This window comes from Streptomyces sp. NPDC051561, from assembly GCF_044454195.1.
GTDB lineage: Bacteria > Actinomycetota > Actinomycetes > Streptomycetales > Streptomycetaceae > Streptomyces.
In genome coordinates this window covers 131,051-146,743 of record NZ_JBITDM010000002.1, presented here as the reverse complement: position 1 = coordinate 146,743, position 15,693 = coordinate 131,051, and the positions used below count along the sequence as shown (strand labels likewise).

General features: G+C 68.5%; 15 protein-coding genes. All 15 read left to right on the top strand.

Annotated elements, in window-relative coordinates; genetic code table 11:
* Window positions 1-97 precede the first annotated feature (97 nt).
* Window positions 98-2,221 carry a transcription termination factor Rho gene (gene rho, locus ACIA73_RS05010; protein ID WP_399436889.1) on the top strand — a complete coding sequence of 708 codons (2,124 nt, stop codon included), beginning with the start codon at window positions 98-100 and terminating at the stop codon, window positions 2,219-2,221.
* Between the two features lie 389 nt (window positions 2,222-2,610).
* Window positions 2,611-3,723 (top strand): LCP family protein, encoded by a 1,113-nt coding sequence (locus ACIA73_RS05005; RefSeq protein ID WP_399436888.1) that lies wholly within the window; start codon window positions 2,611-2,613, stop codon window positions 3,721-3,723.
* A gap of 184 nt (window positions 3,724-3,907) precedes the next feature.
* Window positions 3,908-4,129, top strand: a complete 222-nt coding sequence (rpmE, locus tag ACIA73_RS05000; RefSeq protein WP_345228411.1) for a 50S ribosomal protein L31 — start codon at window positions 3,908-3,910, stop codon at window positions 4,127-4,129.
* A gap of 114 nt (window positions 4,130-4,243) precedes the next feature.
* On the top strand, window positions 4,244-5,323 hold the full coding sequence (prfA, locus tag ACIA73_RS04995; RefSeq protein ID WP_399436887.1) for a peptide chain release factor 1: 1,080 nt from the start codon (window positions 4,244-4,246) through the stop codon (window positions 5,321-5,323).
* A 57-nt stretch (window positions 5,324-5,380) separates the two neighbouring features.
* The gene (gene prmC, locus ACIA73_RS04990; protein ID WP_399436886.1) at window positions 5,381-6,226 is read left to right on the top strand and encodes a peptide chain release factor N(5)-glutamine methyltransferase; all 846 of its coding nucleotides are present in this window, start codon (window positions 5,381-5,383) and stop codon (window positions 6,224-6,226) included.
* A 62-nt stretch (window positions 6,227-6,288) separates the two neighbouring features.
* Window positions 6,289-6,936 carry an L-threonylcarbamoyladenylate synthase gene (locus ACIA73_RS04985; protein WP_399436885.1) on the top strand — a complete coding sequence of 216 codons (648 nt, stop codon included), beginning with the start codon at window positions 6,289-6,291 and terminating at the stop codon, window positions 6,934-6,936.
* Complete coding sequence (locus tag ACIA73_RS04980; protein WP_399436884.1) at window positions 6,933-7,580, top strand: protein-tyrosine-phosphatase; 648 nt, start codon at window positions 6,933-6,935, stop codon at window positions 7,578-7,580. The genes ACIA73_RS04985 and ACIA73_RS04980 overlap by 4 nt, the downstream gene beginning before the upstream one ends.
* 131 nt (window positions 7,581-7,711) lie before the next feature.
* A complete protein-coding gene (glyA, locus tag ACIA73_RS04975) occupies window positions 7,712-9,004 on the top strand; it encodes a serine hydroxymethyltransferase (RefSeq protein ID WP_399436883.1) in 1,293 nt (430 codons plus the stop codon).
* Between the two features lie 102 nt (window positions 9,005-9,106).
* Entirely contained in the window at window positions 9,107-10,435 is a 1,329-nt protein-coding gene (locus tag ACIA73_RS04970) for an MraY family glycosyltransferase (protein WP_399436882.1), read from the top strand.
* A 278-nt stretch (window positions 10,436-10,713) separates the two neighbouring features.
* Complete coding sequence (locus ACIA73_RS04965) at window positions 10,714-11,151, top strand: hypothetical protein (protein ID WP_399436881.1); 438 nt, start codon at window positions 10,714-10,716, stop codon at window positions 11,149-11,151.
* 228 nt (window positions 11,152-11,379) lie between these two features.
* Window positions 11,380-12,189 carry a F0F1 ATP synthase subunit A gene (gene atpB / locus ACIA73_RS04960; protein ID WP_399436880.1) on the top strand — a complete coding sequence of 270 codons (810 nt, stop codon included), beginning with the start codon at window positions 11,380-11,382 and terminating at the stop codon, window positions 12,187-12,189.
* Between the two features lie 105 nt (window positions 12,190-12,294).
* Entirely contained in the window at window positions 12,295-12,546 is a 252-nt protein-coding gene (atpE, locus tag ACIA73_RS04955) for an ATP synthase F0 subunit C (protein WP_345228403.1), read from the top strand.
* Between the two features lie 42 nt (window positions 12,547-12,588).
* A complete protein-coding gene (locus ACIA73_RS04950) occupies window positions 12,589-13,134 on the top strand; it encodes a F0F1 ATP synthase subunit B (RefSeq protein ID WP_399436879.1) in 546 nt (181 codons plus the stop codon).
* The gene (locus tag ACIA73_RS04945; RefSeq protein ID WP_399436878.1) at window positions 13,131-13,946 is read left to right on the top strand and encodes a F0F1 ATP synthase subunit delta; all 816 of its coding nucleotides are present in this window, start codon (window positions 13,131-13,133) and stop codon (window positions 13,944-13,946) included. The genes ACIA73_RS04950 and ACIA73_RS04945 overlap by 4 nt, the downstream gene beginning before the upstream one ends.
* 151 nt (window positions 13,947-14,097) lie before the next feature.
* Entirely contained in the window at window positions 14,098-15,693 is a 1,596-nt protein-coding gene (gene atpA / locus ACIA73_RS04940; protein WP_399436877.1) for a F0F1 ATP synthase subunit alpha, read from the top strand.

Here is a 15,693-nt window from a genome sequence, read left to right as displayed (position 1 = left end):
CCACCGCCCCGGCACGGTTCTGCAAGAGGGACCGCCGGACAGCACAACCGGTCGCCGAGCCAGACAGGCCGACGTCCGCTCCAGGGAAGGACCCTTCGTGAGCGACACCACCGATCTGATGGGCGTGACTGCCGACAAGAATGTCGACAACGCGTCCGACGCAGGTGCTGCCACCGGCAGTGCCCCACGGCGCCGCCGCTCCGGCACCGGCCTGGACGGCATGGTCCTGGCCGAGCTGCAGCAGGTCGCGTCCGGCCTCGGGATCAAGGGCACCGCGCGGATGCGCAAGGGCCAGCTGATCGAGGTCATCAAGGAGACGCAGGCCGGCGGCGGCTCCGCCCCGGCCAAGAGTGCCGAGAAGGCCGACGCCGAGAGCAAGCCGAAGCGCCGCGCCACCTCCAAGGCCCGTACCGAAGCCGCTCCGGAAGCTGTCGCTCCGGCTGCCGAGAAGTCCGCGAAGGCCGAGAAGGCCGTCGCCCAGCAGCAGATCGACATCCCCGGCCAGCCGGCCAGTGACGACCAGCCGGCCGGTGAGCGCCGCCGCCGTCGCGCCACCGCCGCGGCCGGCAGCCCCGAACAGGCCACCGGCGCAAGCGAGGTGACGGACCGCCAGAAGTCCGAGCCGAAGAGCGACGTCAAGACCGACGCCAAGGCCGAGGCGCAGACCGAAACCCGCGGCGACGCCAAGGCCGAGCAGTCGGCCGACAACGCCGAGGGCCGCCGGGACCGTCAGGGCCGCGGCGAGCGTCAGGGCCGCGGTGACCGCCAGAGCCGTCGCGAGCGCGACCGTGACCGCGACCGCGGTGGCAAGGGCGGCGACGACCAGGGCCGCCAGCAGCGCCAGGGCGGCGGCAACCAGGGCGGTGGCCAGGGCAACCAGGGCAGCCAGAGCCAGGGTGGCGGCAACAGCCAGGGCAACCAGGGCCGCGACAACCGCGACCGTGACAACGGGCCCCAGGACGACGACGACTTCGAGGGTGGCCGCCGCGGCCGCCGCGGCCGCTACCGCGACCGCCGTGGCCGTCGTGGCCGCGAAGAGTTCGGCTCGGACGCCCCGCCGCAGGTCAACGACGACGATGTGCTGATCCCCGTCGCGGGCATCCTGGACATCCTCGACAACTACGCGTTCATCCGGACCTCCGGCTACCTGCCGGGCCCCAACGACGTGTACGTCTCGCTGGCCCAGGTCCGCAAGAACGGCCTGCGCAAGGGCGACCACACCACCGGTGCGGTCCGCCAGCCCAAGGACGGCGAGCGCCGCGAGAAGTTCAACGCGCTGGTCCGCCTGGACTCCGTCAACGGCATGGCGCCGGAGAGCGGCCGCGGCCGCCCCGAGTTCCAGAAGCTGACGCCGCTCTACCCCCAGGACCGGCTGCGCCTGGAGACCGACCCGGGCGTCCTGACGACCCGGATCATCGACCTCGTCGCACCGATCGGCAAGGGCCAGCGCGGTCTGATCGTGGCCCCGCCGAAGACCGGCAAGACCATGATCATGCAGGCCATCGCCAACGCGATCACGGTCAACAACCCCGAGTGCCACCTGATGGTCGTCCTGGTCGACGAGCGTCCGGAAGAGGTCACCGACATGCAGCGGTCGGTGAAGGGCGAGGTCATCTCCTCGACCTTCGACCGTCCCGCCGAGGACCACACCACCGTCGCCGAGCTGGCCATCGAGCGCGCCAAGCGCCTCGTCGAGCTGGGTCACGACGTGGTCGTGCTGCTCGACTCGATCACCCGCCTGGGCCGTGCGTACAACCTGGCGGCCCCGGCCTCCGGGCGCATCCTCTCCGGTGGTGTCGACTCGACCGCCCTGTACCCGCCGAAGCGCTTCTTCGGTGCGGCCCGGAACATCGAGGACGGCGGCTCGCTGACCATCCTCGCCACCGCTCTGGTGGACACCGGATCCCGCATGGACGAGGTGATCTTCGAGGAGTTCAAGGGCACCGGCAACATGGAGCTCAAGCTCGACCGCAAGCTCGCCGACAAGCGCATCTTCCCCGCGGTGGACGTCGACCCGTCCGGAACCCGTAAGGAAGAGATCCTGCTCAACGCCGAGGAGCTGGCGATCGTCTGGAAGCTGCGCCGGGTGCTGCACGCACTCGACTCGCAGCAGGCGATCGAGCTGCTGCTCGACAAGATGAAGCAGACCAAGTCGAACGCCGAGTTCCTGATGCAGATCGCGAAGACCACCCCGTCTTCGAACGGCAACGGCAACGACTAGTAGTTCCGGTACGACGCCGGGGGCCCCGCCATGAGACATGTGGCGGGGCCCCCGGCGTCGTACCCTGCCGGTTTTCCCGCCTCCCCGCCGTTTTCCCGCGCTCCCCGCCGTGACCTCCCCGAGACTTACGACACATCCGTCACAGCGGGTGATCATGGTCCGGAGTGCTGGCGGGGCCGGTGAAAACGCAGGTGGGGGCCGCTAAGAAGGGCTCTTAGATCTCTCCGGAAGCATGACGGGCAGCCCTTGTCGGCAGGGGGTGACACACGGTGCTGTGCAACCCTTCGAGGTGATTCGGCGTCTGACAAGTGACCGATATCTGTCGACAAACCGTGCCTGATCCACCACGGCAGGGGGTACGCGGGCATCCACGAGGGACTGAGGAGCGAATGAGCGACCAAGGCAGGAGCAGCGGCCGAATACGGGCCACCGGCAAGCGCCGCAAGTCACCCACCAAGGGCCGCAAGACCGCGACGACGCTGGCGTGGGTCGCCGCGGGCGTGGTCCTGGTCGGCGGCGGCGGGCTCGGCTGGGTCTACTTCAAGCTCGACGGCAACCTCAAGGGCGTCGACATCAACGCGGCCCTGGGCAACGACCGCCCCGAGGAGGTCGACAACGGGTCGATGGACATCCTGGTCCTCGGCTCCGACTCCCGGCACGGCGACAACGCCCAGTACGGCACGGACGAGGGCGGCGCCCGCTCGGACACCGCGATGATCCTGCACGTGTACGAGGGTCACAAGAAGGCGTCCATCGTCTCCATCCCGCGCGACACCCTGATCACGCGCCCGCAGTGCGTCTCCGACAAGGACGGCAGGACCACCGTCCCCTCCGCCCAGCGCCAGATGTTCAACACGGCGTACGAGGTCGGCGGACCCGCCTGCGCGGTGAAGACCGTGGAGCAGATGTCCGGCATCCGCATGGACCACTACGTCGAGGTCGACTTCACCGGCTTCAAGAAGCTCATCGACGAACTCGGCGGCGTCCCGGTCACCACCAACAAGGCGATCAAGGACGACAAGAGCCACCTCGACCTGCCGCCCGGCACCCATCAGCTCAACGGCGAGCAGTCCCTCGGCCTGGTCCGCACCCGCAAGTCCGTCGGCGACGGCAGCGACCTCGGCCGCATCCAGCTCCAGCAGGCCTTCATGAAGGCCCTGATAGGCCAGGTCAAGGACGTCGGCGTCTTCACCAACCCGAAGAAGCTGTACGACCTCGCCGACGCCGCCACCAAGGCCATCACCACCGACTCCGACCTGGCGTCGGTGAACAGCCTGGTGTCCTTCGCGGGCGGGCTCAAGGGCATCGGCGCCGAGGACATGAAGATGGTCACGCTGCCCGTCCAGTACGACCCCAGCGACCTCAACCGGGTCGTCCCCCTGGAGAAGCAGTCCCAGCAGCTCTGGCAGGCGCTCAGGGCGGACCAGCCCATTCCGGCGTCGGTCACCGAGGGCTCGGCCGGCGACCAGGGTGACGCGGGCAAGATCGTCAAGAGCGGCTGACGTAGCGCTCACGCACTTCCCTCGGACGGGCCCGGAATACATCCGGGCCCGTCCCCGTTGAGACGATTACCTTCGAATTTTGAAGCGCGGGCCAGCCCTGGCAGACTGGTCCGTCGGCCCCGGTTCACGTATCAAGCAATTCCGCGGATACGACCCGGTGCCCTCCCGAAACCTAGGAGTCACCTTGAAGCGCGATGTTCACCCCGAGTACGTCGAGACCCAGGTCAGCTGCACCTGTGGCGCGTCGTTCACCACCCGTAGCACCCTGACCGATGGCACCATCCGTGCCGAGGTCTGCTCCGAGTGCCACCCGTTCTACACGGGCAAGCAGAAGATCCTCGACACCGGTGGCCGCGTGGCCCGCTTCGAGGCCCGCTTCGGCAAGGCCGGCTCCGCCGCGAAGTAGCGAGTCATCGCGCCGGTCCTCGACCGCTCCTCATCGGAGCGGGGGAGGACCGGCGCTTTGTCGTGACGCAGGCGCTCATCTCCACTACTTTTTTGCGAACCCAGGAGCCCGAAGATGTTCGAGGCGGTCGAGGACCTGATCGGCGAGCACGCTGATCTTGAGAAGAAGCTGGCCGACCCGTCGGTCCACTCGGACCAGGCGAACGCGCGCAAGCTCAACAAGCGCTATGCCGAGCTGACCCCGATCATCGGCACCTACAAGGCCTGGAAGCAGACCGGCGACGACATCGAGACCGCCCGCGAGTTCATGGCGGACGACCCCGACTTCGCCGCCGAGGTCAAGGACCTGGAGAAGCAGCGCGAGGAGATCACCGAGAAGCTGCGGCTCCTCCTCGTCCCCCGGGACCCCAACGACGACAAGGACGTCATCCTTGAGGTCAAGGCGGGCGCGGGCGGCGACGAGTCCGCCCTGTTCGCCGGTGACCTGCTGCGCATGTACCTCAGGTACGCGGAGCGCGTCGGCTGGAAGACCGAGATCATCGACGCCACCGAGTCCGAACTGGGCGGCTACAAGGACGTCCAGGTCGCCGTCAAGACCAAGGGCGGCAACGGCGCCACCGAGCCCGGCCAGGGGGTCTGGGCCCGCCTCAAGTACGAGGGCGGCGTGCACCGCGTGCAGCGCGTGCCCTCCACCGAGTCGCAGGGCCGCATCCACACCTCCGCCGCCGGCGTGCTCGTCACGCCCGAGGCCGAGGAGGTCGAGGTCGAGGTCAACATGAACGACCTGCGCATCGACGTCTACCGCTCCTCGGGCCCCGGCGGCCAGTCCGTCAACACCACCGACTCCGCGGTGCGCATCACGCACCTGCCGACCGGTGTGGTCGCCTCCTGCCAGAACGAGAAGAGCCAGCTCCAGAACAAGGAGCAGGCCATGCGCATCCTGCGCTCCCGGCTGCTCGCCGCCGCACAGGAGGCCGCCGAGCGCGAGGCCTCGGACGTACGTCGCAGTCAGGTCCGTACGGTCGACCGCTCCGAGAAGATCCGGACGTACAACTTCCCGGAAAACCGGATCTCCGACCACCGCGTGAACTTCAAGGCGTACAACTTGGACCAGGTGCTCGACGGTGACCTCGCCGCCGTCATCCAGGCCCTCGTCGACGCCGACTCGGCCGCCAAGCTCGCTGCCGCGCAGTAAGCGACGTCACCGAGAAGCGCTCACCGCCCAGCTGTCCCTGCAAGCCGGAGGATCCGGATGAATCTGCTGCTCGCCGAGGTGGCGCAGGCCACCCAGCGGCTGGCCGACGCCGGCGTGCCCTCACCGCGCTTCGACGCGGAGGAGCTCGCCGCGTTCGTGCACGGTGTCAAGCGGGGAGAGCTGCACCGGGTCCCCGACAGCGACTTCGACGCCCGCTACTGGGAAGCCATCGCCCGCCGCGAGGCCCGCGAACCGCTCCAGCACATCACCGGACGCGCCTTCTTCCGCTACCTGGAACTCCAGGTCGGACCGGGTGTGTTCGTGCCGCGGCCGGAGACCGAGTCGGTGGTCAGCTGGGCCATAGACGCCGTGCGCGCCATGGACGTGGTCGAACCGCTGATCACCGACCTGTGCACCGGCTCCGGCGCGATCGCGCTGGCGCTGGCCCAGGAGGTGCCGCGCTCGCGGGTGCACGCGGTGGAGCTGGACGAGGGCGCCCTCAAGTGGACCCGTAAGAACGTCGACGGGTCCCGCGTCGTACTGCACCACGGGGACGCGCTCAGCGCGCTGCCCGAGCTGGACGGCCAGGTCGACCTGGTGATCTCCAACCCGCCGTACATCCCGCTCACCGAGTGGGAGTACGTCGCACCCGAGGCCCGGGACCACGACCCCGAGATGGCGCTGTTCTCCGGCGAGGACGGCCTCGACCTGATCCGCGGCATCGAGCGCACCGCACACCGGCTGCTGCGGCCCGGCGGCGTCGTCGTCATCGAGCACGCCGACACCCAGGGCGGCCAGGTCCCGTGGATCTTCACCGAGGAGCGGGGCTGGGCGGATGCCGCCGACCACCCCGACCTCAACAACCGCCCGCGCTTCGCGACCGCCCGCAAGGCGATGCCGTGAGCAGCGACCCGTACCACCTGATTGCGCACAGCCCGAAGTTCCTGCCCGAGGGGGTCCGTTAAATGGCACGGCGATACGACTGCAACGACGCGACCGACCGCAAGACCGGTCTGCGCGAAGCCGCCTCGGCAGTGCGCCGCGGCGAGCTGGTCGTCCTGCCCACCGACACCGTCTACGGGATCGGCGCGGACGCGTTCAGCAGCGAGGCGGTGGCAGACCTCCTCGACGCCAAGGGCCGGGGCCGCAATATGCCCACCCCCGTCCTCATCGGCTCCCCGAACACCCTGCACGGCCTGGTCACCGACTTCTCCGAGCAGGCCTGGGACCTCGTCGACGCGTTCTGGCCCGGCGGGCTGACCCTGGTCACCAAGCACCAGCCGTCCCTCCAGTGGGACCTCGGCGACACCCGGGGAACCGTCGCCATCCGGATGCCGCTGCACCCGGTCGCCATCGAGCTGCTCACCGAGGTCGGCCCGATGGCCGTCTCCTCCGGCAACCTCACCGGACACCCGTCGCCCGAGACCTGCGAAGCCGCCCTGGAAATGCTGGGCGACTCCGTCTCCGTCTACCTGGACGGCGGCCCCACCCCGGGCAATCTGCCGTCCTCGATCGTCGACGTCACCGGCAAGGTGCCGGTGCTGCTGCGCGCCGGAGTGCTCACCGCGGAGGAGCTCCGCAAGGTCGTACCCGATCTTGAGGTGGCGAGTTGACCGCCCTCTACGGGCGTGGCACAGCAGAAGGCATATCGGGGACCTCCTTCCGTATCCTCCACGTCAGCACCGGCAACGTCTGCCGCTCGCCGATCACCGAGCGGCTGACCCGCCATGCCCTGGCTGACCGCCTGGGCGACCCCGACTTCGGCGGACTGATCGTGGAGAGCGCCGGCACCTGGGGCCATGAGGGCGCCCCGATGGAAGCCAACGCCGCCGCCGTCCTCGCCGACTTCGGCGCCGACGCGGACGGCTTCACCGGCCGTGAGCTCCTCGACGAGCACGTGATCCGGGCCGACCTCGTCCTCACCGCCACCCGCGACCACCGCGCCCAGGTCATCTCCATGGGCCACAGCGCGGGCCTGCGCACCTTCACCCTGAAGGAGTTCAACCGGCTGGTGAAGGCCATAGATCCGCTGACCCTCCCCGACCCCCTCGAAGACGGTGTGGTCGAGCGCGCCCGCGCCCTGGTCAGGGCGGCCGCCGCGCTGCGCGGCTGGCTGCTGGCGCCGAGCGAGGAGGCGGACGAGGTGTACGACCCGTACGGCGCCCCCATCACCTTCTTCCGCTCCATCGGCGAGGAGATCAACGCGGCGTTGGACCCTGTGGTCACGGCACTGACGGGTGTGCCGGCCAAGCACTGAGCATCAGCCGGTCGGGCCGGGCACCGGGATGCCGGGCACCTGGATTCGGTCGGTCACCGGGCGGGTCGGGCATGACAGCCCTACATTGGGGGACACGCCACTGAGGTCCCCTTCCAGGCCCGGAGCCAGAGATGCCCGCCATCACTGCAACCGCATCAGCTGCCCCTCAGCACGCCCCCCGCCAACAGGTCACACAGCCCACCGGTTACGGGGCGGACTTCGACGCACTGGCCCGCCAGGACCCCGAGATCGCCGACGTCGTACGCGGTGAGGTCGACCGGGCCGCAGGCGGCCTCCAGCTGATCGCCGCCGAGAACTTCACCTCGCCCGCCGTACTGGCGGCCCTCGGCTCCCCGCTGACCAACAAGTACGCCGAGGGCTATCCCGGCGCCCGTCACCACGGTGGCTGCGAGGTCGTCGACGCCGCCGAGCGGATCGCCGTGGACCGGGCGAAGGGCCTCTTCGGGGCCGCGCACGCGAACGTACAGCCGCACTCCGGATCGGCCGCCGTGCTCGCCGCGTATGCCGCCCTGCTCAAGCCGGGGGACACCCTGCTGGCGACGGGCCTTCCCTCCGGCGGGCACCTCACGCACGGCTCGCCCGCCAACTTCTCCGGCCGCTGGTTCGACGTCGTCGGCTACGGCGTCGACGCCGAGAGCGGACTGATCGACTACGACCAGGTGTACGCGCTGGCCCGCACCCACCGCCCGCGGGCCATCGTGGTCGGCTCGATCTCCTACCCCCGCCACCCCGACTACGCCGCCTTCCGCGCCATCGCGGACGACGTCGGCGCCTATCTGGTGGCGGACGCCGCGCACCCGATCGGGCTGGTCGCCGGGGGAGCGGCGCCCAGTCCGGTGCCGTACGCCGATGTCGTCTGCGCCACCACGCACAAGGTGCTGCGCGGGCCGCGCGGCGGGATGCTGCTGTGCGGGGAGGAACTGGCGGAGCGGATCGACCGGGCGGTGTTCCCCTTCACCCAGGGCGGGGCGCAGATGCACTCCATCGCGGCGAAGGCGGTCGCGTTCGGCGAAGCGGCGGGTCCGGCCTTCACGACGTACGCCCATCAGGTGGTCTCCAACGCACGCGTTCTCGCCGACGGTCTCGCCGCGGAGGGTTTCGCGATCACCACGGGCGGCACCGACACCCATCTGATCACCGCCGATCCGGCGCCGCTGGGGCTCGAAGGCCGGGAGGCCAGGGGCCTGCTCGCGGCTGCCGGGATCGTGCTCGACACCTGCGCCCTTCCGTACGGAGAAGGCCGTGGCCTGCGGCTCGGCACCGCCGCCGTGACCACACAGGGAATGGGGGAGGCGGAGATGGCACGCATCGTGGCGCTGTTCGCACTCGCGCTGAGGGGGGAGCGGAATGCGGCGACGGAGGTACGGGAGCTGGCCGGAAGGTTTGCCCCGTACGGAGGCTGAACCGACAGGGAACCACCGACCGGCACCCGAGTGTCCTCAAGCCCATGCCCGCGAAGCTAGTGTGTGGGGCTGAGATGGCCAGCGACAACTGTGGGGCAGCCCGTGCGTGAATACCTGTTGACGCTCTGCGTCACGGCCGCGGTGACCTATCTGCTGACGGGCCCGGTGCGGAAGTTCGCCATCGCGTCCGGAGCGATGCCGGAGATCCGCGCCCGGGACGTCCACCGGGAGCCGACACCGCGGCTCGGCGGCATCGCCATGTTCGGCGGTCTGTGCGCCGGACTGCTGGTGGCGGACCACCTGGAGAGCCTCAACGGCGTCTTCGAGCTGTCCAACGAACCGCGGGCCCTGCTCTCCGGTGCCGCCGTGATCTGGCTGATCGGCGTTCTCGACGACAAGTTCGAGATCGACGCGCTGATCAAGCTGGGCGGCCAGTTCATCGCCGCCGGCGTGATGGTCATGCAGGGTCTGACCGTGCTCTATCTGCCGATTCCCGGCATCGGCATGGTCTCGCTGACGTCCTGGCAGGGCAATCTGCTCGCCGTCGCGCTGGTCGTCATCACCATCAACGCGGTGAACTTCGTCGACGGCCTCGACGGCCTCGCGGCCGGCATGGTCTGCATCGCCGCCTGCGCGTTCTTCCTCTACGCCTACCGGATCTGGTTCCGGTACGGAATCGAGGAAGCCGCCCCGGCCACCATGTTCGCCGCGATCCTGATCGGCATGTGCATGGGCTTCCTGCCGCACAACATGCATCCGGCCCGCATCTTCATGGGCGACTCCGGCTCGATGCTGATCGGCCTGGTCCTCGCGGCCGGCGCCATCTCCGTCACCGGCCAGGTCGACGGCGACGCGATGCGGCTCTTCGCGGGCGGCGAGCGGGCGGCCACCCACGCGATGCTGCCGGTCTTCATTCCACTGATGCTGCCGCTGAGCATCATCGCGATCCCGTTCGCTGACCTGGTGCTGGCCATCGTCCGGCGGACCTGGCAGGGCAAGTCGCCGTTCGCGGCCGACCGCGGGCACCTGCACCACCGGCTCCTGGAGATCGGCCACTCGCACAGCCGGGCGGTACTGATCATGTACTTCTGGTCGGCGCTGATCGCGTTCGGCATGCTCGCCTACTCGGTCCACTCGGCCAGCATGTGGATCGTGCTGCTGATCGTCGCGCTGAGCGCCCTGGGTCTCGTGCTGCTCCTGCTGCCGCGCTTCACGCCGCGGGCACCGCGCTGGATGGAGCTCTTCGTGCCGCCCCGCTACCGGCGCCGGCGGACCCAGGTGGTGGCCTCGTCGAACGACCCCAAGGCCACCGGGGAGGCCGACTCGGACACCCACGGGACGGTGGACGAAACCGACGAAGCGGACCGTGAGCCGGTCCCGGCGGGCGTCAACGGGGCGACTGCGGTGGGCACCCGTTCGCGTTTCAACTGACATAGCCGCGTTGACGTTTACCTCATCGTCACCCATTACCAGACAAAGCGATGACGTGCACTGCACACACGGGCGGAGTCACTCTCATGTGTGACAGCAACCACACTTTCTGGGTAAAGACTGCATCAAATAGTTTGTGATACGGTTCACGAGACCCGGCGACAGAGCCGAAGGACCCTGGTGCGACGGTCCATCGGCCCGAGGACCCTTCTCGATCCGGGCTTACGCTCGTCCATGACGACACCACTGCCCCCACCAAGCAAAGCGGAGCTGCCGCCATGCCGTCCAACGACGTCCGGACACTCCTCCGAACTGCCGTACCTGCCACTGCCGTCGGCGCTGTCGCCGTCCTGGTCAGCGGTCTGGTCGTCGGCGGCGAAGGGGCGATCGGAGCGCTCGTGGGGGCTGCGGTGGCGATCGTCTTCATGGGCGGTGGGCTGGTGGCACTCCAGCTCGTCGCGAAGAAGATGCCGCAGCTCTTCCAGGCCATGGGGCTGCTGCTCTATGTGCTCCAACTGCTGCTGCTGTTCGTCTTCCTGGCAGTGTTCAAGGAAACAGAGCTGTTCGACTTCAAGGCGTTCGGCTTCACGCTGCTCGCCGTCACCCTCGTGTGGATCGCCGCCCAGGCGCGCGCCTACATGAAGGCCAAGATTCTTTACGTCGACCCCGAGTCCGCAGAGGCCGAAAAGCCCCAGAAGACCGGGTCCGCATCGTGAAGGGTAGGGCCGGGATAAATGGCCGTTCGAGATCCTGCTATCGTCCGGTGCCAACTGCGGCACTGCGGGCGCGGGCATCCGAGCTGACGCCTGTCCCAGCGCGAGGCTCGATGCCGAACCGCCCCGCCCAGCTTTTCAAGACCACCAGTCCAGTGCCGACCCGCGGCTTCCTGCCGCGCCGACACAACGAGGTTGCCGTACCTATGCGCCACGCTGAAGGAGCCCGCGGTGAGTGCTGACACAACGCTTGCCTTTGATGCGAGCTGCCACATTTTCACCGGATGCGGGTTCCCGGCTCCGGGTCTCCACACCTTCCTGTACAAGCCGATGTTCGAGGTGGCGGGCTTCGAGTTCACGAAGCCCATGCTGCTCGCGCTGCTCAGCTCGCTCGTTGTCGTCGGCTTCTTCTGGGCCGCCTTCAGCAAGCCGAAGCTGGTGCCCGGCAAGGTGCAGATGATCGGTGAGGCGGGCTACGACTTCGTACGCCGCGGCATCGTTTACGAGATCATCGGCAAGAAGGACGGCGAGAAGTACGTCCCGCTGATGGTGTCGCTGTTCTTCTTCATCTGGATCATGAACATCTGGTCCATCATTCCGCTGGCCCAGTTCCCGGTCCCGTCGCTGATCGCCTTCCCGGCCGGTCTCGCACTGATCGTGTACGTGCTGTGGGTCTCCCTGACCTTCAGGAAGCACGGCTGGACCGGTGGCTGGAAGAACATCACCGGCTACGACAAGTCTCTCGGCTGGGTCCTGCCGCTCGTCGTGGTCATCGAGCTCTTCTCGAACCTGCTGATCCGGCCCTTCACCCACGCGGTGCGACTGTTCGCGAACATGTTCGCCGGTCACCTGCTCATCGTGATGTTCACGCTGGCCTCCTGGTACCTGATGAACGGGATCGGCATCGCCTACGGCACCGTCTCGTTCGTGATGGTCCTCGTGATGACCGTCTTCGAGCTGTTCATCCAGGCCGTCCAGGCTTACGTCTTCGTGCTCCTGGCCTCCAGCTACGTCCAGGGCGCTCTCGCCAAGGGCCACTGAGCCAGCACGACCGGGCCGGCGCACAGCGCGGGCCTCGCCCCCAAGAACCAACAGACGTCCGGTGGCCAACCCCCACCGGTCCGTGAAAGAGAAGGAAGTAACGGCATGTCCGCTGCTCTCGAGCTTGTCAACCTTGCCGCCAAGGACACCGTCTCCGGCAACGTCTCGGCCATCGGCTACGGCCTCGCCGCGATCGGCCCCGGCGTCGGCGTCGGCATCATCTTCGGTAACGGCACCCAGGCCCTCGCGCGTCAGCCCGAGGCCGCCGGCCTGATCCGCACCAACCAGATCATGGGCTTCGCCTTCTGTGAGGCTCTCGCCCTCATCGGCATCGTCATGGGCTTCGTCTACCAGTAAGCCCGGACCGACAGCCAACTACCTTTCACGGAAGGCACTGATGTGAACGCTCTGTTCCTTGCGGCGGCGGAGGAGCCTCAGAATCCTCTGGTCCCGCATCTCGACGAGCTGGTCATCGGTCTGATCGCCTTCGTCATCGTCTTCGGCTTCCTCGCAAAGAAGCTCCTCCCGAACATCAACAAGGTTCTGGAAGAGCGCCGCGAGGCCATCGAAGGCGGTATCGAGAAGGCCGATGAGGCCCGGATCGAAGCCGAGAGCGTCCTGGAGCAGTACAAGGCTCAGCTCGCCGAGGCCCGCCACGAGGCCGCGCGCCTGCGCCAGGAGGCGCTGGAGCAGGGCACTGCGCTCAAGGAAGACCTGCGCGCAGAGGGCCAGCGGCAGCGTGAGGAAATCATCGCTGCCGGTCACGCCCAGATCGAGGCCGACCGCAAGCAGGCGTCGCTGACGCTCCGTCAGGACGTCGGCAAGCTGGCCACCGACCTGGCCGGCAAGCTGGTCGGCGAGTCCCTTGAGGACTCCGCCCGCCAGAGCCGCACCATCGACCGTTTCCTCAACGAGCTTGAGGCGAAGGCCGAGGCTGCCCGATGAACGGCGCGAGCCGCGAGGCACTGGGCAACGCCCGGGAGAGCCTCGACGCGCTGACGGACACCAGCTCCGTCGACGCGACGACGCTGGCCGGCGACCTTGCCGCCGTCACCGCGCTGCTCGACCGCGAGGTCTCGCTGCGCCGGGTCCTCACCGACCCGTCGCAGTCCGGCGAGGCCAAGGCCGAGCTGGCCGGGCGCCTGCTCGACGGTCAGGTCAGCGGCCCCGCCGCCGACCTGGTCAAGGGCATGGTCCGGGCGCGCTGGTCGCAGTCCCGCGACCTGGTCGACGCGGCGGAGGAGCTGGCGAACACCGCCGACCTCACCGCCGCCCAGCAGACCGGGAAGCTCGACAACGTCGAGGACGAACTGTTCCGCTTCGGCCGGATCGTGTCGTCCAACACCGCGCTGCGTTCCGCGCTCACCGACAAGTCGGCCACCACCGCCGCCAAGAGCGAGCTGCTCCGCAGCCTGCTCGGGGGCAAGGCCGAGCTCGTCACCGAGCGTCTGGTCGCCCGTCTGGTCACGCAGCCCCGTGGACGTAGCCTGGAAGCGGGACTCGAATCCCTCTCCAAGCTCGCCGCGGAGCGCCGCAGCCGGATGGTCGCGGAGGTCACCTCCGCGGTGCCCCTCACCGACCAGCAGAAGCAGCGCCTCGGCGCGGCCCTCGCCAAGATCTACGGTCGCGAGATGCACCTGAACCTCGACGTGGAACCCGAGGTCCTCGGCGGGATCCAGATCCGCGTCGGCGACGAGGTCATCAACGGCACCGTGGCGGAGCGCCTCGACGAGGTCTCCCGGCGGATGGCCGGCTGACGCCGGACACACGTCGCTCAGGACAACGCAGCACCAAGCATTGCCAGCAATAAGCATTGCCAGCGGCCCGGTTGGGCCGCAGAGGATTCCTGGGGGCCGACCCCAGACCCCTAGAAAACTTCGGGCCCAACAAGGAGAGCAGGGAACCCAGATGGCGGAGCTCACGATCCGGCCGGAGGAGATCCGGGACGCACTGGAGAACTTTGTCCAGTCGTACAAGCCGGACGCGGCCTCTCGCGAGGAGGTCGGAACTGTCAGCGTTGCCGGCGACGGCATCGCGAAGATCGAGGGTCTTCCCTCGGCCATGGCGAACGAACTTCTGAAGTTCGAGGACGGGACCCTCGGTCTCGCCCTGAACCTCGAAGAGCGCGAAATCGGCGCCGTCGTCCTCGGCGAGTTCAGCGGAATCGAGGAGGGCCAGCCGGTGCAGCGCACCGGTGAGGTGCTCTCCGTCGGCGTCGGCGAGGGCTACCTCGGCCGCGTCGTCGACCCGCTCGGCAACCCGATCGACGGCCTCGGCGAGATCGAGACCGAGGGCCGCCGCGCCCTGGAGCTCCAGGCTCCGGGCGTCATGGTCCGTAAGTCCGTGCACGAGCCGATGCAGACCGGCTACAAGGCGATCGACGCGATGGTCCCGGTCGGCCGCGGTCAGCGTCAGCTGATCATCGGCGACCGCCAGACCGGCAAGACCGCGCTGGCCGTCGACACGATCATCAACCAGCGTGACAACTGGCGCTCAGGCGACGTGAACAAGCAGGTGCGCTGCATCTACGTCGCCATCGGTCAGAAGGGCTCCACCATCGCCTCCGTGCGTGGTGCGCTCCAGGAGGCCGGCGCGCTTGAGTACACGACGATCGTCGCCGCCCCCGCGTCCGACCCGGCCGGCTTCAAGTACCTGGCGCCGTACACCGGTTCGGCCATCGGCCAGCACTGGATGTACGCCGGCAAGCACGTCCTGATCATCTTCGACGACCTGTCGAAGCAGGCCGACGCCTACCGCGCCGTGTCGCTGCTGCTGCGCCGTCCGCCGGGCCGTGAGGCCTACCCGGGCGACGTCTTCTACTTGCACTCGCGTCTGCTTGAGCGTTGCGCGAAGCTGTCGGACGACATGGGCGCCGGCTCGATGACCGGTCTGCCGATCGTCGAGACCAAGGCGAACGACGTTTCGGCGTTCATTCCGACCAACGTCATCTCCATCACCGACGGCCAGTGCTTCCTGGAGTCCGACCTGTTCAACGCGGGCCAGCGCCCGGCGCTAAACGTCGGTATCTCGGTCTCCCGCGTCGGTGGCTCCGCCCAGCACAAGGCCATGAAGCAGGTTTCCGGCCGACTGCGTCTGGACCTCGCCCAGTACCGCGAGCTGGAGGCGTTCGCCGCCTTCGGTTCCGACCTGGACGCGGCCTCCAAGTCGTCGCTGGAGCGCGGCAAGCGTCTGGTCGAGCTGCTGAAGCAGGGCCAGTACCAGCCGATGCCCGTCGAGGAGCAGGTCGTCTCCGTCTGGGCCGGTACCACCGGCAAGATGGACGACGTCCCGGTCGAGGACATCCGTCGCTTCGAGAACGAGCTGCTGGACTACCTGCGCCGCGAGCGCAAGGAGCTCCTCACCTCGATCGCCGACGGCGGCAAGATGAACGACGACACGCTGCAGTCCATCGCCGACGCGATCACCACGTTCAAGGGACGGTTCGAGACCTCGGACGGCAAGTCCCTGGGCGAGGACGCACCGGCCGTCAACGTCTCCAAGTGA

Bases quoted from the DNA above. Each gene is read 5' to 3' on its own strand.
- ACIA73_RS05005 (WP_399436888.1), top strand. From the start codon at position 2,611: ATGAGCGACCAAGGCAGGAGCAGCGGCCGAATACGGGCCACCGGCAAG.
- prfA (WP_399436887.1), top strand. From the start codon at position 4,244: ATGTTCGAGGCGGTCGAGGACCTGATCGGCGAGCACGCTGATCTTGAG.
- prmC (WP_399436886.1), top strand. From the start codon at position 5,381: ATGAATCTGCTGCTCGCCGAGGTGGCGCAGGCCACCCAGCGGCTGGCC.
- ACIA73_RS04985 (WP_399436885.1), top strand. From the start codon at position 6,289: ATGGCACGGCGATACGACTGCAACGACGCGACCGACCGCAAGACCGGT.
- glyA (WP_399436883.1), top strand. From the start codon at position 7,712: ATGCCCGCCATCACTGCAACCGCATCAGCTGCCCCTCAGCACGCCCCC.
- ACIA73_RS04965 (WP_399436881.1), top strand. From the start codon at position 10,714: ATGCCGTCCAACGACGTCCGGACACTCCTCCGAACTGCCGTACCTGCC.
- atpE (WP_345228403.1), top strand. From the start codon at position 12,295: ATGTCCGCTGCTCTCGAGCTTGTCAACCTTGCCGCCAAGGACACCGTC.
- ACIA73_RS04945 (WP_399436878.1), top strand. From the start codon at position 13,131: ATGAACGGCGCGAGCCGCGAGGCACTGGGCAACGCCCGGGAGAGCCTC.
- atpA (WP_399436877.1), top strand. From the start codon at position 14,098: ATGGCGGAGCTCACGATCCGGCCGGAGGAGATCCGGGACGCACTGGAG.